The organism is Micromonospora sp. DT227 (genome assembly GCF_049841835.1).
Lineage (GTDB): Bacteria > Actinomycetota > Actinomycetes > Mycobacteriales > Micromonosporaceae > Micromonospora.
The window spans coordinates 545131-566055 of sequence record NZ_JBNCLA010000002.1 but is presented as its reverse complement, the minus strand read 5'-3'; the positions used below and the strand labels follow the sequence as shown (position 1 = coordinate 566055).

Genomic DNA, 20925 nt, shown 5'->3' with positions numbered 1-20925 from the left:
ACTTGATGGCGCGGGTGGGTCACCCCAGCGGTGGCTCACGCCGGCGGTGGCCGGGTGGCTACGCGGCGGGCGGCATAGGGTGGGACTCGTGAGTGAGATGACCTACCGTCGGCTGGGCGACTCCGGGCTCGTGGTGTCCGTGGTCGGCATCGGCTGCAACAACTTCGGCCGCAAACTCGACAGCGACGGCACCCGGGCGGTGGTCGACGCCGCGCTCGACGCCGGCATCACCTTCTTCGACACCGCCGACATCTACGGCGAACCGCAGGGCGGCTCCGAGGAACTGCTCGGTCAGGCGCTCAAGGGGCGCCGCGACGACGTGGTGGTCGCCACCAAGTTCGGCATGGACATGCACGGCGCGAACGGGCCGGACCACGGCGCCCGGGGCGCCCGTCGCTACATCGCCCGCGCGGTCGAGGCGTCGCTGCGCCGGCTCGGCACCGACCACATCGACCTCTACCAGATGCACGAGCCCGACCCGGGCACGCCGATCGACGAGACGCTGGCCGCGCTGGACGACCTGGTGACCGCCGGCAAGGTGCGTTACCTCGGCAACTCCAACTTCGCCGGCTGGCAGATCGCCGACGCCGACTGGACCGCGTCGTCGCAGGGACGCACCCGGTTCATCTCCGCGCAGAACCACTACTCGCTGCTGGAGCGGGGGGTGGAGGACGAGGTCATCCCGGCCTGCGAGCGGTTCGGCCTCGGCATGCTGCCGTTCTTCCCACTCGCCAACGGGCTGCTCACCGGCAAGTACAAGCGGGGCGAGGCACCCCCGACGGGCAGCCGGCTGGCCGGCGGCGGCCGGTACGCCGAGCGGCTGGCGGCGGCGCGCTGGGACACCATCGAGGCCATCGAGGCGTACGCCGCCGAGCGTGGGATCAGCATGCTCCAGGTGGCCATCGGCGGGCTGGCCGCCCGGCCGGCGGTGACCTCGGTGATCGCCGGCGCGACCACTCCGGACCAGGTACGCGCCAACGCCGACGCGGGCACCTGGCAGCCCACCGACGAGGACCTGGACGCCCTCGACGCCCTCCTCTGACGCCCCACCCCGCCCGCCCCACCCGGTGGGCAACTCGGTGAGTGGAACGTCATGGCTGTCTCCGGGCGGATTTGACGTTCATGGCGTTCCACTCACGGGCGGGGCAGCGCGGGGCGGCGTTCCGCGAGGGCTTGGCGGACGAGGGTGACGGTGGCCTCCGGGCGGCGCAGCACGTCGTCGGCGGTGAACCTCAGCACGATCCAGCCGGCGGCGCGGAGCGCGTTGAGGCGTGCCACGTCCCGCCGGAACCGGGCCCGTTCCCGGTGCTGGTCGCCGTCGTACTCGACCGCGAGGCGCAGCGCCGGCCAGGCCAGGTCCACCCGGGCCAGGAAGCGCCCGCCGGCGCGCACCTCGTGCTGGGCGGTCAGCGGGCCGAGGCCGGCGTCGAGGAGGAGCAGCCGCAGACGCGTCTCCATCGGGGACTCGCTCAACGGCTCGGCCAGCGCCAACACCTCGCCTAGCAGCGGAGCGCCCGGCCAGCCCGGGTGTGCCGCGGCGTAGGTTCGCAGGGCAGGCAGCGTCACCACCCGCCGACGCAGCAGCGCGTCCACGGCGACCAGTGCTTCCGCCCGGGGAGCGGAGCGGCCCAGGTCGAACGCGGTACGCAGCGGTGTGGTGACCGGCAGTCCGGCGAACCGGATGCGGTCCCGCTCCGGTAACGGCGACCTGATCACGCGTAACCGCGGATGCGGGCGCAGCCGAACGGCCGTCGGCAGCAGCGCGGTCACCGGGGCGTTTCGGGCGAGCAGGTCCGCGCCGAACAGATGGGCGGCGCTGCGGCCGGCCAGCGCGGCGTCCGGCGGCAGCCGCAACCCGACCGCGTCGCACCACATCCGGTGGTCGTCGGCGCGGTATGCGTCGCGGTGCACGTACACGTCGGGCAGCAGGCGGACCCACGTCGGCCCGCGCAGCATCGGCCGGGTGAGCAGCCCTTCGTTGACGGCTCGGCTACCCCGGAACGGCAAAATCGCCAGGCAACGCGGGACGCGGGCGTGGGTCGACATCCCGGCAGCGTGTCGTCACTCGACGGTCACCCGCCGTCCCGGTCCGCCGGGTGGTGCGGTCCTGGGAAAAAACTCACCCGGTCTTCCGTACGGCGGGGAGGCGTCGTACGGTAGGCCGCAAGTGACCCACGGGAGCCCGGTGTGGACCGGGCTGAGAGGGGGGCTGACAGCCCCCGACCGTTGAACCTGATCCGGGTAATGCCGGCGCAGGGAGGAGCGTTGCCGTGCCGTCCCTGGGACGACTGCATCTCATCACCGACACCCGACCGGGGCGGGATCCGCTCGGCGTGCTGCGTGCCGCCCTGCCGGTGGGCCGCGCCGAACTCGTCGTGCAGGTCCGCGTGACGGACGACGCCACCGACCGGGAGGCGTACGAGCTGGCCCGCCGGGTGGTCGAGGCGTGCCGGCCGTACGGCACGTGCTGCCTGGTCAACGACCGGTTGCACGTGGCGCTCGCGGTGGGCGCGGCCGGTGGCCACGTCGGGGCGGACGACCTGCCGGTGGCCGCCGCCCGCCGGGTGCTCGGCGTCGACGCGGTGCTCGGCGCGACCGCCCGGGAGCCGGGCACCGCCCGGGCCGCGGTCGCCGCCGGAGCGAGCTACCTGGGCGTGGGCCCCTGCCACGCCACCACCACGAAGCCGGGGCTGCCCGCGCCGATCGGCCCGGACGGGGTACGCGCGGTCTCCGAGGCGGTGACCGTGCCGGTGATCGCCATCGGCGGGGTGACCGCCGCGGCGGTGCCGGCGCTGCGGGCGGCCGGGGCGTACGGGGTGGCGGTGGTCGGCGCGCTGTCCGAGGCGGCCGACCCGGCGCGCGCCACCGCCGAGCTGCTCGGTGCGCTGACGTGTTAAGCGGGGCCCCTTCCTCTACCAAAAGCGTTAACCGGGGGCCCGGCCTTACCGATGTGGGGGTGGTGGGGGCGGGGCCGGTGGGGCTGGCGATCGCGTGGCGGTGCGCGCAGCGCGGGCTGCGGGTGAGCGTGTACGACGACCGGCCCGGGTCGGGCGCGTCGCGGGTGGCCGCCGGCATGCTCGCCCCGGTCGCCGAGGCGTACTTCGGCGAGCGGGAGCTGACCGGGCTGCTCGTCGAGTCCGCGGCCCGGTGGCCGGCGTTCGCCGCCGAGCTGGCCGAGGCGAGCGGCGTCGACCTGGGCCACCGCACCGAGGGCACGCTGGTGGTCGGGCTCACCGCCGACGACCTGGCCGAGGCGGGGCGGCTGTGGTCGTACCAGCAGGGGTTGGGGTTGCCGATCACGCCGCTGCGCCCGTCGGCGCTGCGCGACCGCGAGCCGGCGCTGGCCACCCGGGTGCGCGGCGGCGCGGTCGCGCCCGGCGACCACCAGGTCGACCCGCGTCGCCTGGTCGCCGCGCTGCGGGTCGCGGCGGAGCGGGCCGGCGTGACGTTCCGGCCGACGCGGGTCGGCACGCTGTCCGAGGTGGACGCGCGGGTCACCGTGGTCGCGGCCGGCTGCGGCGCGGCGGCGCTGACCGGGCTGCCGGTCCGGCCGGTGAAGGGCCAGGTGCTGCGGCTCCGCGCACCCGCCGGCGGTCCGCCGGGCTTCCGGCACGTGATCCGGGGGTACGCCGACGGCGAGCCGGTCTATCTGGTGCCCCGGGCCGACGGCGAGGTGGTGGTCGGCGCCACCGTGGAGGAACGCGCGGACGTCGAGGTGACCGTCGGCGGTGTGCTTCGGCTGCTCCACGCCGCCGCCGAGCTGGTCCCCGAGCTGACCGAGTACGCGTTGGTGGAGGCCGTCGCCGGGCTGCGCCCGGGCACGCCGGACAACGCGCCGGTGATCGGGGCGCTGCCCGGCCGGCCCGGCATGCTCGCCGCCACCGGGCACCACCGGCACGGCATCGTGCTCACCCCGGTCACCGCCGACCTGATCACCGAACTGATCGTCAGCGGCGAGCCGGATCCGGCGCTCGCCCCCTTCAGCCCGGCACGGTTTTCGAAGGAGCGCCCGTGGAACTGATCGTCAACGGCACCGGGCGGACGCTGCCCGACGGCGTCACGCTCGTCGAGGTGGTTCGCGCGGTCACCGGACAACAGCGCGGCCTCGCGGTCGCGGTCAACGGCGAGGTGGTGCCGCGCGGCGGCTGGCCGGCGAGCGTGCTGCGCGACGGCGACCGCGTCGAGGTGCTCAGCGCCGCGCAGGGCGGGTGACCGGGATGTCCCTGGAGATCGGCGGCGTGCCGCTCGGCTCCCGGCTGGTGCTCGGCACCGGCGGCGCGGCCAGCCTGGACGTGCTGGAGGCGGCGGTCCGGGCGTCCGGCACGGAGGTGGTGACGTTGGCGCTGCGCCGGGTCGACACCACGCCGGGTGGCGCGGGCGGGCTGCTCGACCTGCTGGAGCGGTGCGGGGTACGGCTGCTGCCGAACACGGCCGGCTGCCGGACCGCGGTGGAGGCGGTGAAGACGGCGCACCTGGCCCGGGAGGCGTTCGACACCGACTGGGTGAAACTGGAGGTGATCGGCGACGAGCGCACGCTCCTGCCCGACGGGGTGGAGCTGCTGCGCGCCGCCGAGGAACTGGTCGCCGACGGGTTCACCGTGCTGCCGTACACCTCGGACGATCCGGTGCTGGCCCGGCGGCTGGCCGACGTCGGCTGCGCCGCGGTGATGCCGGCCGGGTCGCCGATCGGCTCCGGTCTGGGCATCGGCAACCCGCACCACATCCGGCTGATCCGGCAGGCCGTCGACGTGCCGGTGATCCTCGACGCCGGTATCGGCACCGCCTCCGACGCCGCGCTCGCCATGGAGCTGGGTTGCGACGGGGTGCTGCTGGCCAGCGCCGTCACCCGCGCCGCCGACCCGGTGGCCATGGCCACCGCCATGCGCCACGCGGTCGAGGCCGGTCGCCTGGCGTACGGCGCCGGCCGCATCCCCCGCCGCTCTCACGCGCTCCCGTCCACCCCCGACGACGGCCGGCCCGACCTGTGACCCCCCGTCCCGCTGTCGGCGATCTTGGTACGCGCACGCCCTTCCGGGGGCGGATCAGTACCAAGATCGGACGCGGTCCGGGAGGTGTGGTGCTGCTCACCGATCGGCGGGTCGCGCGGGGGCTGCTCGTCGAGGTCGTGGCGGCAGCCGTCGACGGGGGAGTGCGGTGGGTGGTGCTGCGGGAGAAGGACCTGCCCCGCGCCGAGCGCCTCGCGCTCGCCGTCGAGCTGCGCGCGGTCCTGGCCGACGTCGGCGGCACGCTGATCGTGGCCGGCCCGGACCCGCTCGACGGAGACGCCGTGCACCTGCCCGCCGCCGGCCCGTACCCGCCGCCGCGCCTCAGGTTGGTCGGCCGCTCCTGCCACGACGCCGCCGAACTGGCGCGCCTGACCACCGAGGACCACGCGACGCTGTCCCCGATCTTCCCCACCCGCACGAAGCCCGGCTACGGCCCCGCGCTGGGCCCGGAAGGACTGCGCGAGCTGATCGCGGCCAGCCCGGTGCCGGTGCTCGCCCTCGGCGGCATCGAAACCCCCGACCAGGTGCGAGCCTGCGTCGACGCGGGTGCCATCGGCGTCGCCGTGCTCGGCGCGCTCATGCGCGCCCCCGACCCCACCGAGACGGCGACCACGCTGGGCAGCGCTTTCCATGAGGCGGCCACCCTGGTGTCGCGCACCCCCCACCCGACGGCGGAGATCTCCACGAGAGGGCTGCGGCCGACCGTGCCCACGCAGGGATCAAGCCTGACCGCCCGGAGTGGGCACGGTCGGCCGCAGCCCCCAAGCGCAACCACAGAGGAAAGACAGTGACGCCGCAGGTACTACTCACCATCGCCGGCTCCGACTCCGGCGGCGGCGCCGGCATCCAGGCGGACCTGAAGACGTTCGCCGCGCTCGGCGCGTACGGCACGAGCGTACTCACGGCCGTCACCGCGCAGAACACGCGCGGCGTGGACGCCGTCCTGCCGCTGCCCCCGCAGACCGTCCGCGCCCAGCTCGACAGCGTGCTCGGCGACTTCGACGTCCGGGCCGTGAAGACCGGCATGCTCGGCACGCCGGCGGTCGCCGAGGCGGTGGCCGGGGCGGCCCGGGACGGGCGACTGCCCCGGCTCGTCGTCGACCCGGTGCTGGTCGCCACCAGCGGGCACCGGCTCGGCGTGACGGAGGCGGTCGAGCGGCTGCTGCCGTACGCCGAGGTGGCGACGCCGAACTGCGCGGAGGCCGCGGCCCTCACCGGACGCCCGGTCGGCGCGGTCGAGGAGATGGTCGCCGCGGCCGAGGCGCTGGCCGCGCGCGGGCCGACGTTCGTGGTGGTGACCGGCGGCGACGTCGACGCGGCCGGCGAGTCGGTGGACGTGCTGGCCGGCGGCGGCACCACGCGGCTGCTGCGCGCGCCCCGGGTGGACACCCGGCACAACCACGGCACCGGCTGTTCGTTCGCCGCCGCCGTCGCGGTCCGGCTGGCGGCCGGCGACGCGGTGCCGGTCGCGGTGGCCGCCGCCAAGGAGTACGTGACCCGCGCGCTGACCGGCGCGCGGGGCTGGGAGCTGGGCGCGGGACGCGGCCCGCTGGACCACTTCGGCTGGTCCGCTTGAGCGACAGGGAGGCTGTCATGCAGGCACGTCGCAAGGTGTACGTGGAAGGGTCGCGGCCGGACATCCGGGTGCCGTTCGCGGAGGTGACGCTGGCCGGGGACAACCCGCCGGTGCGGCTCTACGACACCTCGGGCCCGGGATCGGACCCGGAGGTGGGGCTGCCCGCGCTGCGCGGGCCGTGGATCGCCGAGCGGGGCGACGTCGCGCCGGTGCGGGGCGCCGGCAGCCCGCTGGCGGGAACCCGGCCGACCCAGCTCGCGTACGCGCGGGCCGGGATCGTCACGCCGGAGATGGAGTTCGTGGCGATCCGGGAGGGCGTCACGCCGGAGTTCGTCCGGGACGAGATCGCCGCCGGCCGGGCCGTGCTGCCGCTCAACGTCAACCACCCGGAGTGCGAGCCGGCGATCATCGGCAAGGCGTTCCTGGTGAAGGTGAACGCCAACATCGGCACCTCGGCGGTCACCTCGTCGGTGGCCGAGGAGGTGGAGAAGCTCACCTGGGCGACCCGGTGGGGCGCGGACACCGTGATGGACCTCTCCACCGGCAAGCGGATCCACCAGACCCGCGAGGCGATCGTGCGGAACGCGCCGGTGCCGATCGGCACCGTGCCGATCTACCAGGCGTTGGAGAAGGTCGGCGGGGACCCGGTGAAGCTGAGCTGGGAGGTGTTCCGGGAGACCGTGATCGAGCAGGCCGAGCAGGGCGTCGACTACATGACCGTGCACGCCGGCGTGCTGCTGCCGTACGTGCCGCTGGCCGTGGACCGGGTCACCGGCATCGTCTCCCGGGGCGGTTCGATCATGGCGGCCTGGTGCCTGGCGCACCACGAGGAGAACTTCCTCTACACCAACTTCCGCGAGCTGTGCGAGCTGCTGGCGAAGTACGACGTGACGTTCTCGCTCGGCGACGGGCTGCGTCCCGGGTCGATCGCGGACGCCAACGACGAGGCGCAGTTCGCCGAGCTGCGCACGCTCGGCGAGCTGACCACGGTGGCCTGGGAGTACGACGTCCAGGTGATGATCGAGGGCCCGGGGCACGTGCCCATGCACAAGATCAAGCAGAATGTGGACCTCCAACAGGAGTGGTGCCACGAGGCGCCGTTCTACACGCTGGGCCCGCTGACCACCGACATCGCGCCCGCGTACGACCACATCACGTCCGCGATCGGCGCCGCCATGATCGGCATGTTCGGCACCGCGATGCTCTGCTACGTGACGCCGAAGGAGCACCTCGGGCTGCCGGACCGGGACGACGTGAAGGCCGGCGTGATCGCGTACAAGATCGCGGCGCACGCGGCCGACCTGGCCAAGGGGCACGCCGGTGCGCAGGCGTGGGACGACGCGCTCTCCAAGGCGCGGTTCGAGTTCCGCTGGGAGGACCAGTTCAACCTGGCGCTCGACCCGGAGACGGCCCGGGCCTACCACGACGCGACGCTGCCGGCCGAGCCGGCCAAGACCGCGCACTTCTGCTCGATGTGCGGGCCGAAGTTCTGCTCCATGAAGATCACCCAGGAGCTGAAGGACTACGCGGCGCGAGGCATGCGCGGCAAGCCCGAGGAGTTCGTCGCCGCCGGCTCGCAGGTCTACCTGCCGCTGGCCTGAGCGTGACCGGGGGCCGGGCGTGGTCCGGCCCGGCCCCCCGGGTCGGCTCAGTCGCGGTGGTGCCGGCCGGTCCGCAGGGAGCGGGCGTCGTCGGCGTTGTCGTCCGAGGCGAGCCCGGCGACCCAGTCGACGTACTCGTCGTCGGTCGTGGCGCCCGGCTCGGCGGTCTCGTCGGCCGGCTCCGGGCCGCCCTTGTCCCGGTTGCGCCGGAACAGTCCGCGCCGGGTCTTCGACTTCCCGCCGGCCGCCTCGGCGTCGTCCGCCCCGGCGTGCCGTCCCCGGGACGCCTCCCGGTCGTCCTTCTCGGAGCCGGACCCGGACCCGGAGCCGGACCCGGAGCCGGACCCGGAGCCGGACCCGGAGCCGGACCCGGAGCCGGAGCCGGAACCCGAGTCCGAGCCGGTGGGCTGCTCCGGCACGGTCGTGCCGGTCCTCGCGCCGTCGGTCCGCGCCGGCACGGCCTCCTCCGCAGCGGTCCGGCCGGCCGGGCGGGCGTTGGTGGCGAGCGCGTCCCACCCGGTGCTCCGACCCGGCTCGGGCAGGCCCTGATGGTGGGGACGGGGCGCCGGTTCGGCCCGGTCGGTGGTGTCGTCGCCGTCCCGGCTGGTGGCCGGCGTGGTGGCGGCGGGCGGACGGCCGGCCGGCGGGGTGATCGGCCAGGCGGGGCGCACGTCTCCCGCTCGTTCGGTGGCGTCCTCGAAGATCGGGAACCGTGGCCGGGGTGACGCGGGCGCGGGTTGCTCGGCCGGCTCGGGGTCGAAGAAGAAGCTGCGTGGCCGCCGGGCCGGTTGCGGCGGGGCCGTCGGCTCCCCGGTTCGCGTTCCGCCCGGCACGTCGGTGCCATCCGGGACCGGGTCGGCTGCCGTGGTGGCCGCGTCGGTGGCTCCGGTTCCGCCGGTTGCTCCGATCGCATCGGCAGCCCTGGCGGGTCGGGTGGCTCTCACCGCGCCGGCGGCCCGGACAGGGCCGGCCACGTCGGCGGCGTCGCTGGCACCGACCGGCGTGGCTGCGGACGGCGTGGCTGCGGACGGGCCGGTGTCCTCACCGGTGGGACGCGTCGGTCGGGTGCGGCCTGAGCGCCCGCTCCGGAGGGCTTCGGCCGGGTCGCCTGTCGCATCGTCCGCGAGCGGTGTGGGCCGGGTGGCGGCGCGGCTCCGGCGTGCCCGGGCGGCGCGTGGCGCGGCCTCCGCCCGTCCCGCCGTGACGTCGGCCGTCTGCTCCGCCGTGCCGTCGGATTTCTGCTCCACCGTCACGTGGGACTTCTGCCGTGTGGTGCCGCCAGACCTCTGCTCCGTGACGGCGGCAGCCGACTGCTCCGCGGTGCCGTCGGCCTTCTGCTCCGCCGTGACGTGGGACTTCTGCCGCGCGGTGCCGTCGGACCTCTGCTTCGCCGAGCCGGTGGGCTCACCGGTGGTCGGAATCGTGGCCCTCGTCCGCGCCGGGACGGTGGTCGTCGGCGTGACCGCGCCGGATGGCGTGCCGGCCGTCGGGTCGGTGCCGGTCGCCTCCGGGGCGGAAACCGGCCGCATGGCCCCCCGCCCGTCGGTCCCCGGCCCGTCGGCCCCCCGCCCGTCGGCCCACGGCTCGTCGGCCCCGGCCCCATCGGTGTCCGACTCGCTGGTGCCCGGCCCGGTGCCCGGCCCGGTGCCCGGCCCGGTGCCCGGCCCGGTGCCCGGCCCGGTCCCGGTGGTGCCCGGCCCGGTGGTGCCCGGCCCGGTGGTGCCCGTTCCGGGCGTGTCGGAGCCGGCCGGAAGCGGCCCGGTCGACGGCTGCGGCTCCGGGCGGCCGGCGGCGAGGACGTCGATGGCCGAGGTGCGCCGGCCCGGTGGCAGCAGGCCGGGCATCGGGGACGTGCGGGCCGGTTCCTCGTCGTACCGGACGCCGGCGGGCGTGACCGACCGGGCCGGTCGCTCGTCGTCGGCGGACGACGCCGGACCGGCGTGTCGGGGTGCCGATGACGGCGGCGTGACGGACCCGCCGGCCTCCGGCCAGTCCCAGTGCGCGGGAGCCGGCGCGCCGGCCGTGGCCGGCACCGGCGCGGTGACGGTCGGCGTCGTCGGAACGGTCGCGCTGGCCGGCAGCGGCGCGAGGATGTCGGTCGGGTCGACGGCGTCGGCGTTGCCCGGCCGGGGCAGCACCGAGGTGGCGGTCGCACCGAGCGCCCCGGCCGCCACCGCGATCAGCGCGCCGTAGTAGGGCGCGAGCTGGTAGCGGTCGGCCGCCGTGCCGGGACCGGCGGTCAGGTAGGCGAACGCCACCAGCACCGGCCCGGCCGCGCCGGCCGCGCCGCCGACCAGTGGCGGATGCCCGGCCCGGCGGGCCAGCACACCGATCGCGCCGCCCGCGAGCAGGGCCAGCGTGGGTAGCAGCAGCATGGCCAGGCGTTGCGCCGTCGGGGCGCCCAGCCAGGACGGTTCGAGCACCCCGAGGCGTACGGTGGCCAGCGGCCGGTTGGCGACGATCGTGGGTGCGACGGAGAGCAGGGCCAGCAGCCAGACGATTCCGGTGGTGATCGCGACGCCCCAGCCGAGCGGCGGCTTGAGCAGCACGGCGATCGCCGCGCCGGCGCCCACCACCGCACCGAGGACGGCGCAGATGCCGGCCGCCCAGGCCGGGTCGACGGAGCCGCCCAGCTCGGCGGCGCGGGCCGGTTGCATGCAGAGCGGGGCGACCACGATCGCGCCGAGCGCGCTGACGCCGGCGATCGAGAGCAGCTCGGTGGTGCCACCGGGGAGGTCGTCGCGGCGGGCGAGGCGCGCGGTGAGGACGGCCCCGGCGACGGTGGCGACGGCGGCGAACCAGGCGACCCAGACGAGCTGGGCGGGCCAGCGGTTGACCGAGACGTCGACGAACGCGCCGTCGAGGCGGACGACGCCGAAGCCGTACGCGACACCGAGCTGGCCGGCAGCGGCCAGCACACTCACCCCGAGCGCCGTGAGCAGCAGCCTGCCCCACGTCCGAAAGGCCATGTCGGGCACGTTACGGCCCGGTGGGGTGGTTCGCCACCTTGCCACCGCGCGGCGCGGCGAACCGCCGCCGGCGTGGCTACTTCAGCTCGACCAGCCGGGCGAGGTAGGTGGTGTCGCCGATGTTGGTCAGCATGTGCACCGCCCCGGGGTCGCGGTAGACCACCCCGCCGGTGGGCTCGTCGGCGTCGATCGTGGTGCCGTCGATCGTCTGCACCACGTTCTTCGCACCCTCGATCGCCACCACCAGGTACGGGTGGTCGTGGCGGTGCAGCGGCTGGCGCTCGCCCGGCTCCAGCCGGATGTGCCAGACCCGGACCCGGTCGTTCTCGTAGACGATCTCCTGGCCCACCGGGCCGAGTTCGAGGTCGGCGTGCTGGTGGGTCATCGTGCTCCGTCCAGTTGGGGGAGCACCTCGGCGGCGATCAGCTCCACGTGGTCGAGGTCGTCGAAGTCGATCAGCCGCAGGTGCACCCGGGTGGTCCCGACCGCGGCGAACTCGCCGAGCCGGTCGACGAGCTGGGCGGGGGAGCCGACCACCGGGTCCTCCGGCGGGAGCGCGCTGGCGACGTGCAGTGGCGCGGCCCGTCGCTGCGCCTCGGCGTCGGTGCGCCCGATCGCCACCACGATCCCGGCGGAGAGCGTCAGCGGCGCACGCCCGGACGCGTCGCGCCCGGTGCGGTCGCACGCCTCCCGGACCCGCTCGTAGGCGGCGGCCGTCTCGGCGACGCTCTTGAACGGCATGTTGAACTCGTCGGCGTACCGGGCGGCCAGCTCGGGGGTGCGCTTGGGGCCCTTGCCGCCGACGATCACCGGCGGGCCGGGTTGCTGCACCGGCTTGGGCAGCGCGGGCGCGTCGACCAGCCGGTAGTGCTCGCCGGTGAAGCTGTACGTCTCGTCGGACGGGGTGCGCCACAGCCCGCTGACGATCTCCAACTGCTCGGCCAGCCGATCGAACCGCTCGTTGACCGGCGGGAACGGAATGCCGTACGCGGTGTGTTCGCGCTCGTACCAGCCGGCGCCGATGCCCAGCTCGACCCGGCCGCCGCTCATCCGGTCGACCTGGGCGACCATCACGGCCAGCGGCCCGGGGAGCCGGAAGGTGGCGGAGGTGACGAGCGTGCCGAGCCGGATCCGGGACGTCTCCCGGGCCAGCGCGGCGAGCGTCAGCCAGGCGTCGGTGGGGCCGGGCAGCGCCGGCTCGTCCCCCATCGACCGGTAGTGGTCGGCCCGGAAGAAGCCCTCGAAGCCGGTCTCCTCGACCAGCCGGGCGAACCGGAGCTGGTCGTCGTAGTCCGCGCCGCGGTGGGGTTCGGTGAAGACCGTGACCCGCATGCTCACCGTCCTCCCGCCGCCGCGGCCCGCGGCGGCGTCTCGACCGGCGTGGCCGGCGGTCCCACCGGACCGGCCGGCGCGGGTACGCCGGGTGCGTCCCGTTCCATCAGCAGTTCGTGCAGCTCGGCGCTGATCCGGGCGACGTCGGCCAGGTGCGCGTGCCGGCCCAGGGTGCGGGGCCGGGGCACGGCCACCTCGACCACCTCGCGGATCCGGCCGGGACGCGGGCTGAGCACGACCACGCGGTCGGCCAGCAGCACCGCCTCGTCGATCGAGTGGGTGACGAAGACGATCGTCGCCTTCGTGTCCATGTGGACCCGTTGCAGCTCGCCGGAGAGTTCCTCCCGGGTGAGCGCGTCGAGCGCGGAGAACGGCTCGTCCATCAGCATCACGCGGGGTGAGCCGATCAGCGACCGGCAGAGTGAGACCCGCTGCTGCATGCCGCCGGACAGCTCGTGCGGGAGGCGCTTCTCGAAGCCGCCCAGCCCGGCCATCTCCAGCAGCGCCCGGGCCCGGTCGCGGTGCTTCGCCCGGCTCCAGCCGAAGATCTCCACCGGCAGCAGCACGTTGTCGAGCACGGTGCGCCAGGGCAGCAGCGCCGGCCGTTGGAACAGCATGGCGACGTCCTGGCGCGGCTTCGTGATCGGCGTGCCGGCGACGGTGATCTCCCCGGCGGTGGCCGGCAGCAGGCCGGCGATCATCCGCAGCAGAGTGGACTTTCCGCAGCCGGACCGGCCGAGGACGGCGACGAATTCACCCTCGGCGACGTCGAGGTCGATGCCGCGCAGCGCCTCCACCCGCCCTGAGCGGCCGTCGAAGGTGCGGGACACCCCGGACAGTCGGATCATCTGCCGGCTCCCTTCCCACGTCGTCCGAATGCGAATCGGGCTAGCGTAGCGGGGCTCGTCCGGTCGTTCAGTCCGGGGTGGACGTCAGCTCACCCCCCTTATGCACGTTCGTTTCCGTTCCGCAACCCGGACGGTTGCTGCGCGTCATCTGGCTTCTCGTACGCTGTTGCGCGCGAAGAGTCCCCTCGCGACGGTCCAGTCGGCCCATCCCCCCTGCCGACCCCGTCGGACCCACGACCCGACCGGCGAAGATGCCCAGGTCGGAAAGGACATGGTGCACTGATGAGAAGGTTGACCCGCACAGTCGCCGCGGCGGCGCTGGCGACCGCCCTCGCCCTCGTCGGCGGCTGCAGCAGCGACTCGGACAAGTCCGAGAGCAGCGGTGGTACCGGCGGGGCGCTGGAGAAGGTGACCTACCTCACCTCGTTCGGCAACTTCGGCCGTGACTCCTACGCCTGGGTGGCGAAGGACAAGGGCTTCTTCAAGGAGGCCGGCTTCGACGTCGACATCAAGCCGGGCCAGGGCACCGGCTCGGTCATCCAGACCATCACCGGCGGTCAGGCCGACTTCGGCCCGATCGACCTGACCGGTGGCATCCTCCAGCTCGGCAACGGCCAGGCGAAGGACTTCGTGGCGGTGGCCGCGATCCAGCAGCGCACGATGGCCGCCATCGTCACGGTCGAGGGCAAGAACATCGCCACGCCGAAGGACCTGGAGGGCAAGAAGCTCGCGGACACCCCGACCTCCGTCGTGCGCAACCTCTTCCCCACGTACGCGCGGCTGGCCGGCATCGACAACAGCAAGGTGACCTGGGTCAACGGTGAGGCGCAGGGCCTGATCGGCATGCTCGGCTCCGGCTCGGTGGACGGCATCGGCCAGTTCGTCGTCGGCCAGCCCACCGTCGAGGTGGTGACCAAGAAGAAGCCGGTCGTGCTGCCGTACAGCAACGTGATGCAGGACCTCTACGGCAACGCGCTGATCACCTCCACCAAGATCGCCAAGGAGAAGCCGGAGATGGTGAAGAAGTTCACCACCGCGCTGCTCAAGGGCCTGGAGTATTCGCTGGAGCACCCGGACGAGGCGGGCGAGATCCTGAAGAAGAACGTGCCGGCCGCCAACCCGGCCGCGTCCGCCGCCGAGCTTCGGCTGATGGCCGCGTACGTCCGGTCGAGCAACTCCGGCACCGCGATCGGCACGCTGGACAGCGGCCGGGTGGCCAAGAGCATCGCGCTGCTCCAGGGCGCGGGCGCGCTGAAGCAGAACCTCACCCCCGACCAGATCATCAACTTCGACCTCGCGCCGAAGGCCTGACCGGTCGCTCGGACCAACGGGGGTGCGACCCGCCGGGACACCCGGTGGGCGCACCCCCTTCGCGTGCCGGTCGTGCCGACCGGCCGGACAAGGAGGACACGTTGACGCAGTTGACCGAGGCCCGGCCGGGAGCGCCGGCGGGGCCGGCGGGGCCGGCGCGCGCCCGGCGCGGTCGGGGCGTACCCCCGGCGGCGGTCGGCCTGCCGGTGCTCGGGCTGGTCATCGCGGTGGCCGCCTGGTGGCTGGTCACGTCCGTGCTGCACCTGGTGCACCCGGTCGCGCTGCCGCCGCCGCAGGCGGTGGCCCGTTCGCTCGCCGCCACCACCGACGTGCTGCTGCCCGCCCTGGGGATCACCACCTGGATGACGCTCTCGGGCTTCCTGCTCTCGTCGGTCGTCGGCGTGCTGATCGGGATGGCGCTGGCCGCGTCCCGCCGGGTGGAGCGGATGTTCGCGCCGCTGCTGGTGGCGGTGAACGCGGTCCCGAAGATCGCCTTCGGCCCGCTGCTCGTGGTGGCCGTGGGCTTCGGTCAGAAGCCCATCCTGACCATGGTGTTCCTGCTCTGCTTCTTCCCGATCGTGCTCTCCACCGCCACCGGGTTGACCACCACCCCGGCGGACCTGGCGGAGCTGGGCCGGTCGCTGAACGCCTCCTGGTGGCAGTCGTTCCGCAAGGTGCGCCTGCCGGCCGCGCTGCCGCAGATCTTCGTCGGTCTCAAGGTGGCCATGCCGCTGGCCGCGATCGGCGCCGTGATCGGGGAGTTCTACTCGGACCGTCCCGGCCTCGGCTACCAGATCCTCCAGTACAACGGCGTGGGTGACACGGCGACCGCGTGGGCGGCCATCATGCTGGTGGCGCTGATGAGCATCGTGCTCTACGCGGCCCTGAGCGCGATCGAGCGGTTCGCCCTCCCGTGGGTGCGCGCCACCACCTCCGCCCGCTGACAGTCGACCGAGCACCCACCCTCGACCGAGGACTCCGACAGAGAGACCTCAACCCACGGTCGGCGGTCGACCACGACAGGTGTGGGCCCCGGCGCAACCGGCGCAGGGATCAAGCCTGACCGCCCGGAGCCGGTTGCGCCGGGGCCCACACCCCCACGGTGACCACTACCCGGCGAGCCGCCACCGACCCCCACGCGCCACCAGCGTCGTCAGCGCCTGCGGCATCAACCCGGAGTGGTTGTCCGGCGTCATCCGGATCGGGCCGGACAGGCCGTCGAGCTGCGAGGTCTCCAGCACGTCGCGCAGCGCGTCCCGGTCCACCTTCCCCCGGTCGCCGCCGGCGCGCTGCTCGGCGTCCGCGATGAGCTGGACCGCGTCGGCGGCGAACGAGGAGAACCCGTTGTAGCCGCCGAACCGGGCGGTGTAGTCCTGGAACCACTGCCGCCGGGCGGCCTTGGCCGGGGTGGTGGCGATGACGTCGTCGATCACCATCGTCTGGGTGAAGATCAGCGTGGCCAGCTCGGTGGAGCGGGCCGACGGGCCGAGGAACAGCTCGCCGGCGGCCGAGGCGTCGAAGAAGAGCGACCCGCGGTAGTTGCGCTGCCGGGCGGTGGTGGCGGCCAGCGTCGCCTGCTCCGGGGGCGTCCAGAGGATCAGGGCCTGCGGCTTCTTCTCGACCAGGTCGTCGATCTGCGTGCTCACCTCGGTGTCGGTGGTCCGCACCGCCTCGGCGGCGACCAGCTTCACCGACGCCTTGCCGAACTCGCGGCGCAGCGCGGCGACCCCTTCCTGGCCGTACCCGTCGGCGCTGTGCAGCACCGCCACCTTGCGGATGTTGCGCCGGGTCAGCTCGGTGGTGAGGGCCGCCGCGCTGTCCACCGCGTTCGGGGCCAGCTTGAAGACGTACCGTCGCTGGTCGACCGGCTCGGTGACCGCGCCGGCGGAAGCGAGCGCGATGGTCGGAATGCGCTTGTCGCTGATCGTGCGCGCCGCGCCGACGGCGCATTCGTTGCAGCCGCCCATGATGACGGCGCTCACCTGTGCGTCGCCGCTGAAATCATTGATGTTCCGCAAGGATTCGGCCGCGTCCGAGCGGTTGTCCTTGACTCTCAGTTCGATCTTCCGGCCGCCCAGCACGCCGGAGGCGTTCATCTGGTCGACCTTCAGTTCCAGCGCCCGCTGGTACACCTTGCCGATCGGCGCGGAAGCGCCGGAGAGTTCGAGGTCGGCGGCGATCACGATGGGGCTGGTGTCCTGCGGTTCCCCGCCGATCCCGCAGCCGGTGAGCGTGGTGGCCAGCACGGCCGATGCGAGCACCGCGATGCTCGCGGAGCGGATGGGGCTCAACTCAGTCCTCCAGGGTGCGGCGCGGGCCGGCGCCCGATCACCGCCGCTTGTCCGTCCTCAGTGGAGGAACGGGATTGGGGTGCCGTACGGTGTGCGCGAAGCTTGCAAAACCTTGCCAATGCCGGGCCCTGTGGTCAAGCGGGGATGCCGGATGCCGTTTCGGGACGGTCATCCCACATGCTGGGGACACGAAACGTTAACTGACAATTACTGCTCAGATGCGCTTGGCCACTCTGGAGTGACATCCCCTGTTCAGGGGGTTGGAGAAAAGAAGGTATTAGGTGACCGGATCACGGGTTGAGTCGACACCGACCGTTTCCTACCTCACCGCGGCTTCCCAAAAAGGATCTCGTCTGATGAAATCTCGGCCGTGCCGCGCGTGGCGCTGGCCGCTGCACCAGGCACGGGTCAGCGGGTCACGCGTGGAAGAAACGACGGAGGCGATGTCGTGAGCACCGGACCTACGACCCTGCCCGGGAGCCCCAGCGCCGAACAGCGGAATCGGCGGCGGCGTCTACCTCGGCTGCGTGACGCGCGGATCCGCTCCAAGCTCGCCCTCATCCTGGTCGTTCCGGTGGCGGCTGTCATCGCACTGGCAACTATCCGACTTATCTCGGTGGGTCAGGGCGCGTACGAGGCGGACCAGGTCCGGGCGCTGACCGCCGTCTCGGTCGACGTCTCGGCGCTCACCCAGGACCTGCACAAGGAGCGGATGGCGGCAGCCGCCTTCCTGGCCGACACGAACCAGAAGCCGGACGACTACAACCTGCGGGTCCGTCGCACCGACGAGCGCATCGCGGCCTACCGGGAGGAGCGCGGCGCGCTCGGCGACGTGCCGGCCGCGGTCCGGGACCGGTTGAAGGTGATCGACGACCACCTGGAGACGCTGAACGGCACCCGCCAGGAGGTGCTCGACCGCCTCCAGATGCCGGTGGCCGAGGCGAGCCTGCGCTACGGCATCGTCCTCGACGACCTCGTCGCGTACGGCGACACGCTGGCCCAGCAGCCCGGCGCGGAGAGCCTCGCCGACGCCCGCCGCGCGGTGGCCGCGTTCGCCCACGCCAAGGCCGAGGTGGCGGAGGAACAGGCGGTCGTGTTCACCGCCCTCGCGGTCGGCAACCGGATCGACGAGGAGCAGTTCTCCTCGTTCGTGGCCACGCTGACCGGCCAGCAGGAGGCCCTGCTCTCGTTCTCCCGGGCCGCCGCTCCGGAGCAGCGGGGCCTGGTGGACCGCACCGTCTCCGGTGACGCCGTCCAGCTCGCCGACCGGGTCGCGGCCGACCTGTCCCGGTCCATCGGCAAGCCCGCGCTGGTCACCCGCGACGAGGCGTCCGCCGCCATCGGCGCGGTCGACGACCTGATGCGGTGGGCGGAGATCCAGCTCCTCGACGAGCTGCTCGCCGACGCCGACGCGGTCCGCACCGACGTGATCCGGCAGGCGTTCGTGGAGAGCCTGCTCGTGCTGCTGACGCTGGCCGTCGCCGTGACGCTCGCCGTGGTGCTCGCCCGCTCGCTCAACGACTCGCTGCGTCGGCTCCGTGAGGGCGCGCTCTCCGTGGCCAACCACGACCTGCCGGACGCGGTGAGCCGGCTGCAGAACATCAACGCCATCGGTGACGGTGGCGTGGACGAGATCGTCCAGCAGGTGCGGGACCCGATCAAGCTGACCAACCGCGACGAGGTCGGTCAGGTGGCGGTGGCCTTCAACGTGGTCCACCGGGAGGCGGTCCGGGTGGCGGCCGAGCAGGCCGCGCTGCGGACCAGTGTCTCGGCGATGTTCCTCAACCTGGCCCGCCGCTCGCAGAGCCTGGTCGACCGGATGATCGGCGAGCTGGACGCGATCGAGCGCGGCGAGGAGGACCCGAAGCGGCTCGCCCAGCTCTTCGAGCTGGACCACCTGGCCACCCGGATGCGCCGCAACGACGAGAACCTGCTGGTCCTGGCCGGCGCCGACTCGGCCGTGCCGCGCCGCGACGACGCGCTCCTGGTCGACGTGCTGCGCGCCGCCCAGTCCGAGGTGGAGCTCTACAACCGGATCGAGTTCGGCACCGTGGACATCGACATCTCGGTGGCCGCGCAAGCCGTCAACGACGTGGTCCGTCTGGTCGCGGAGCTGCTCGACAACGCCACCCGGTTCTCGCCGCCGAACACCGTGGTGGTGGCCGACGGCCGGCGGATCCGTGACTACGTGCTGATCCAGGTGGAGGACCGGGGCCTCGGCCTCACCGACGACCAGCTCGACTCGCTCAACCGGCGGTTGGCCGCGCCGCCGACCGTCGACGTGGCCGCGTTCCGGCTGATGGGTCTGGCCGTGGTCAGCCGGCTCGCCTCCCGCCACGGGATCCGGGTCGAGCTGCGCCGCAACGTCGAGGGTGGCACGGTCGCCCAGGTCACCCTGCCGAACTCGACGGTGGTGCTGCCGGCCAACCGGGGCCAGGCCCCGCTGACCCGGCCGCGCCAGCCGCTCGCCGTCGAGCAGTCGCCGCTCAGCCAGGTCGGTGCCGCCGACGCGCTGGCCGGTGCCGGTCGGGGCGGCACCGCCACCCTGGCCGACCAGTGGCGCAGCACGGTCACCCCGCCGCCCGCGCGGTGGCAGGCGCCCGCCGAGGCGCGGGACACCGCGCCGGCCGTGCAGTTCGGCGGCATGCCCGGCTCGCTGCCTCCGGTGCCCGCCGCCGCCCCGGTCGCCGCCGCGCCCGCAGCCGCGCCGGCCCCGGAGACGGGCTGGTCGGCGGGGGGTCCGACGGTCGCGTACCCGGCTCTCGAACCGCTGCCCAAGCGGACGCCGAACGGCGACACGGCGACGACGACCAACCCCGCGCCGTCGGCCTTCCAGCCGTTCGCCGCCGCGCCGGCGGTCGAGGCCACCCCGGCCACCCCGGCCGCGCCGGTGGTGGCCCGACCGGACCGGCCGGCCGAGGCGCCGATATTCCGGGAGATGGAGGCGGTCTGGTTCCGCTCGCACGGAGAGGACGAGACCACCATCTTCACCCGTCCCCGGTTCGACGAGCCGCCACCCGCCGCGGCGCAGCCCGCCCCGGCGCCGCCTGCCCCGGCGCAGCACGCCGCGGCGGCCCGGCCGCCGCTGCCCACCCGAACCCCGGGGGCACAGGCTTCGGGGCTGAGCACACCGCCCGCGTACAGCCCGCCGGCGGCCCCGTCCACACCGCCCGCCCCGTCCACACCGCCCGCCGCGGCGGCGCCGCCGGCGGTGAACCCGCCCGCGCCGGAGCCCGCGCCGGCTCCGCCGATCGACCCGGAGGCGTGGCGGACGGCGGCCGACGACGGTTGGTCCCGGGCCAGCCAGGCCGCGGAACCCACGACCGGCGGCACGACCCGGTCCGGCCTGCCCAAGCGGGTGCCGCAGGCGCAGCTCGTGCCGGGCGGGATCGAACCGAAGAGCGGCCGGGACCGCAGCCGACGCACGCCGGACGAGGTACGGGGTCTGCTCTCCGCCTACCACCGTGGCGTCCAGCGGGGCCGCACGGCCGGCACCGACCCGAACAGCACCTCGACCAAGGAGACGAACCGATGAACAGGCCGGCGGCCATGCAGGACATGGGTTGGTTGCTCACCAACTTCGCCGACAGTGTGGCGGGTATCGCGCACGTGGTGGCGGTGTCCGCGGACGGGTTGCTCCTCGCCTCCTCCCGGGATCTGCCCCAGGACCGGGCCGACCAGCTCGCCGCGATCACCTCCGGCGTGGTCAGCCTCACCGAGGGCGCGGCGCGGATGTTCAGCGCCGGCGGGGTGTTGCAGACCGTGATCGAGATGGACAGTGGCTACCTCTTCCTGATGTCCATCAGCGACGGCTCGTCGATGGCCGTGCTCGCCGCCCGTAGCTGCGACGTCGGGCAGGTCGGCTACGAGATGGCGTTGCTGGTGGAGCGGGTCGGTCAGGCGCTGGTGCCGCTGCCGCGGGACGCCGTCCGTTCGTGACGCTCTGTTGACCTGGTGATCCGGAGCCGGTCCGGCTCCGTACGAGGGGAGG

Annotated in this window: 18 protein-coding genes and 1 riboswitch; of the genes, 12 read left to right on the top strand and 6 right to left on the bottom strand. The window is 74.1% G+C overall.

What is annotated here, in order from left to right; all coding sequences use genetic code 11:
* The first annotated feature begins 79 nt into the window (after positions 1-79).
* Positions 80-1042 (top strand): aldo/keto reductase, encoded by a 963-nt coding sequence (locus ACLQ2W_RS11555; RefSeq protein WP_425786370.1) that lies wholly within the window; start codon positions 80-82, stop codon positions 1040-1042.
* 92 nt (positions 1043-1134) lie between these two features.
* Here ACLQ2W_RS11555 and ACLQ2W_RS11550 read toward each other — a convergent pair whose 3' ends face one another.
* Positions 1135-2046, bottom strand: coding sequence for a DUF559 domain-containing protein (locus ACLQ2W_RS11550; RefSeq protein WP_425786369.1), 912 nt, complete (start codon positions 2044-2046; stop codon positions 1135-1137).
* Between the two features lie 118 nt (positions 2047-2164).
* Positions 2165-2276: riboswitch (TPP riboswitch) on the top strand.
* On the opposite strand from ACLQ2W_RS11550, the gene thiE reads away from it, so the two are divergent.
* The 7 genes from thiE (at position 2271) to thiC (ending at position 8183) form a co-directional block, all read left to right on the top strand.
* Entirely contained in the window at positions 2271-2897 is a 627-nt protein-coding gene (thiE, locus tag ACLQ2W_RS11545; RefSeq protein WP_425786368.1) for a thiamine phosphate synthase, read from the top strand. (Overlaps the previous riboswitch by 6 nt.)
* Entirely contained in the window at positions 2891-4021 is a 1131-nt protein-coding gene (thiO, locus tag ACLQ2W_RS11540) for a glycine oxidase ThiO (RefSeq protein WP_425786367.1), read from the top strand. Before thiE ends, thiO begins: the two co-directional genes overlap by 7 nt.
* Positions 4012-4212, top strand: coding sequence for a sulfur carrier protein ThiS (gene thiS / locus ACLQ2W_RS11535; RefSeq protein ID WP_405091225.1), 201 nt, complete (start codon positions 4012-4014; stop codon positions 4210-4212). Before thiO ends, thiS begins: the two co-directional genes overlap by 10 nt.
* Before the next feature lie 5 nt (positions 4213-4217).
* Positions 4218-4988, top strand: a complete 771-nt coding sequence (locus ACLQ2W_RS11530) for a thiazole synthase (RefSeq protein WP_374709208.1) — start codon at positions 4218-4220, stop codon at positions 4986-4988.
* A gap of 65 nt (positions 4989-5053) precedes the next feature.
* Positions 5054-5797, top strand: coding sequence for a thiamine phosphate synthase (locus ACLQ2W_RS11525; RefSeq protein ID WP_425786490.1), 744 nt, complete (start codon positions 5054-5056; stop codon positions 5795-5797).
* Positions 5794-6582: a bifunctional hydroxymethylpyrimidine kinase/phosphomethylpyrimidine kinase gene (thiD, locus tag ACLQ2W_RS11520; protein WP_425786366.1), complete on the top strand. Its 789-nt coding sequence runs from the start codon at positions 5794-5796 to the stop codon at positions 6580-6582. The genes ACLQ2W_RS11525 and thiD overlap by 4 nt, the downstream gene beginning before the upstream one ends.
* A 17-nt stretch (positions 6583-6599) precedes the next feature.
* Entirely contained in the window at positions 6600-8183 is a 1584-nt protein-coding gene (thiC, locus tag ACLQ2W_RS11515; RefSeq protein ID WP_425786365.1) for a phosphomethylpyrimidine synthase ThiC, read from the top strand.
* Positions 8184-8230: 47 nt separating this feature from the next.
* Here thiC and ACLQ2W_RS11510 read toward each other — a convergent pair whose 3' ends face one another.
* From ACLQ2W_RS11510 to ACLQ2W_RS11495, 4 genes are all read right to left on the bottom strand, one after another.
* The gene (locus tag ACLQ2W_RS11510) at positions 8231-11152 is read right to left on the bottom strand and encodes a hypothetical protein (RefSeq protein WP_425786364.1); all 2922 of its coding nucleotides are present in this window, start codon (positions 11150-11152) and stop codon (positions 8231-8233) included.
* Positions 11153-11228: 76 nt separating this feature from the next.
* Positions 11229-11537, bottom strand: a complete 309-nt coding sequence (locus tag ACLQ2W_RS11505; protein WP_425786363.1) for a cupin — start codon at positions 11535-11537, stop codon at positions 11229-11231.
* A complete protein-coding gene (locus ACLQ2W_RS11500; protein WP_425786362.1) occupies positions 11534-12484 on the bottom strand; it encodes an LLM class F420-dependent oxidoreductase in 951 nt (316 codons plus the stop codon). The genes ACLQ2W_RS11505 and ACLQ2W_RS11500 overlap by 4 nt, the downstream gene beginning before the upstream one ends.
* Positions 12485-12486: 2 nt before the next feature.
* The gene (locus tag ACLQ2W_RS11495) at positions 12487-13332 is read right to left on the bottom strand and encodes an ABC transporter ATP-binding protein (RefSeq protein ID WP_405091218.1); all 846 of its coding nucleotides are present in this window, start codon (positions 13330-13332) and stop codon (positions 12487-12489) included.
* 282 nt (positions 13333-13614) lie between these two features.
* Here ACLQ2W_RS11495 and ACLQ2W_RS11490 point away from each other — a divergent pair, with 282 nt between their 5' ends.
* On the top strand, positions 13615-14643 hold the full coding sequence (locus tag ACLQ2W_RS11490) for an ABC transporter substrate-binding protein (RefSeq protein WP_425786361.1): 1029 nt from the start codon (positions 13615-13617) through the stop codon (positions 14641-14643).
* Between the two features lie 101 nt (positions 14644-14744).
* Positions 14745-15587, top strand: coding sequence for an ABC transporter permease (locus ACLQ2W_RS11485; protein WP_425786360.1), 843 nt, complete (start codon positions 14745-14747; stop codon positions 15585-15587).
* A 165-nt stretch (positions 15588-15752) separates the two neighbouring features.
* Here the strand turns inward: ACLQ2W_RS11485 and ACLQ2W_RS11480 are convergent, their stop codons facing one another.
* Positions 15753-16934: an ABC transporter substrate-binding protein gene (locus tag ACLQ2W_RS11480; protein ID WP_425786359.1), complete on the bottom strand. Its 1182-nt coding sequence runs from the start codon at positions 16932-16934 to the stop codon at positions 15753-15755.
* Positions 16935-17382: 448 nt separating this feature from the next.
* Between ACLQ2W_RS11480 and ACLQ2W_RS11475 the strand changes: the two genes are divergently transcribed.
* Positions 17383-20469, top strand: coding sequence for a sensor histidine kinase (locus ACLQ2W_RS11475; RefSeq protein ID WP_425786358.1), 3087 nt, complete (start codon positions 17383-17385; stop codon positions 20467-20469).
* Entirely contained in the window at positions 20466-20873 is a 408-nt protein-coding gene (locus tag ACLQ2W_RS11470; RefSeq protein WP_089155226.1) for a roadblock/LC7 domain-containing protein, read from the top strand. The genes ACLQ2W_RS11475 and ACLQ2W_RS11470 overlap by 4 nt, the downstream gene beginning before the upstream one ends.
* Positions 20874-20925: the final 52 nt, after the last annotated feature.

What these genes read in the sequence shown, in the direction of transcription:
- ACLQ2W_RS11510 (WP_425786364.1), bottom strand. Translation starts at nt 11,152, where the DNA reads ATGGCCTTTCGGACGTGGGGCAGGCTGCTGCTCACGGCGCTCGGGGTG.
- ACLQ2W_RS11550 (WP_425786369.1), bottom strand. Translation starts at nt 2,046, where the DNA reads ATGTCGACCCACGCCCGCGTCCCGCGTTGCCTGGCGATTTTGCCGTTC.
- ACLQ2W_RS11500 (WP_425786362.1), bottom strand. Translation starts at nt 12,484, where the DNA reads ATGCGGGTCACGGTCTTCACCGAACCCCACCGCGGCGCGGACTACGAC.
- thiC (WP_425786365.1), top strand. Translation starts at nt 6,600, where the DNA reads ATGCAGGCACGTCGCAAGGTGTACGTGGAAGGGTCGCGGCCGGACATC.
- ACLQ2W_RS11495 (WP_405091218.1), bottom strand. Translation starts at nt 13,332, where the DNA reads ATGATCCGACTGTCCGGGGTGTCCCGCACCTTCGACGGCCGCTCAGGG.
- ACLQ2W_RS11505 (WP_425786363.1), bottom strand. Translation starts at nt 11,537, where the DNA reads ATGACCCACCAGCACGCCGACCTCGAACTCGGCCCGGTGGGCCAGGAG.
- ACLQ2W_RS11470 (WP_089155226.1), top strand. Translation starts at nt 20,466, where the DNA reads ATGAACAGGCCGGCGGCCATGCAGGACATGGGTTGGTTGCTCACCAAC.
- ACLQ2W_RS11490 (WP_425786361.1), top strand. Translation starts at nt 13,615, where the DNA reads ATGAGAAGGTTGACCCGCACAGTCGCCGCGGCGGCGCTGGCGACCGCC.
- ACLQ2W_RS11530 (WP_374709208.1), top strand. Translation starts at nt 4,218, where the DNA reads ATGTCCCTGGAGATCGGCGGCGTGCCGCTCGGCTCCCGGCTGGTGCTC.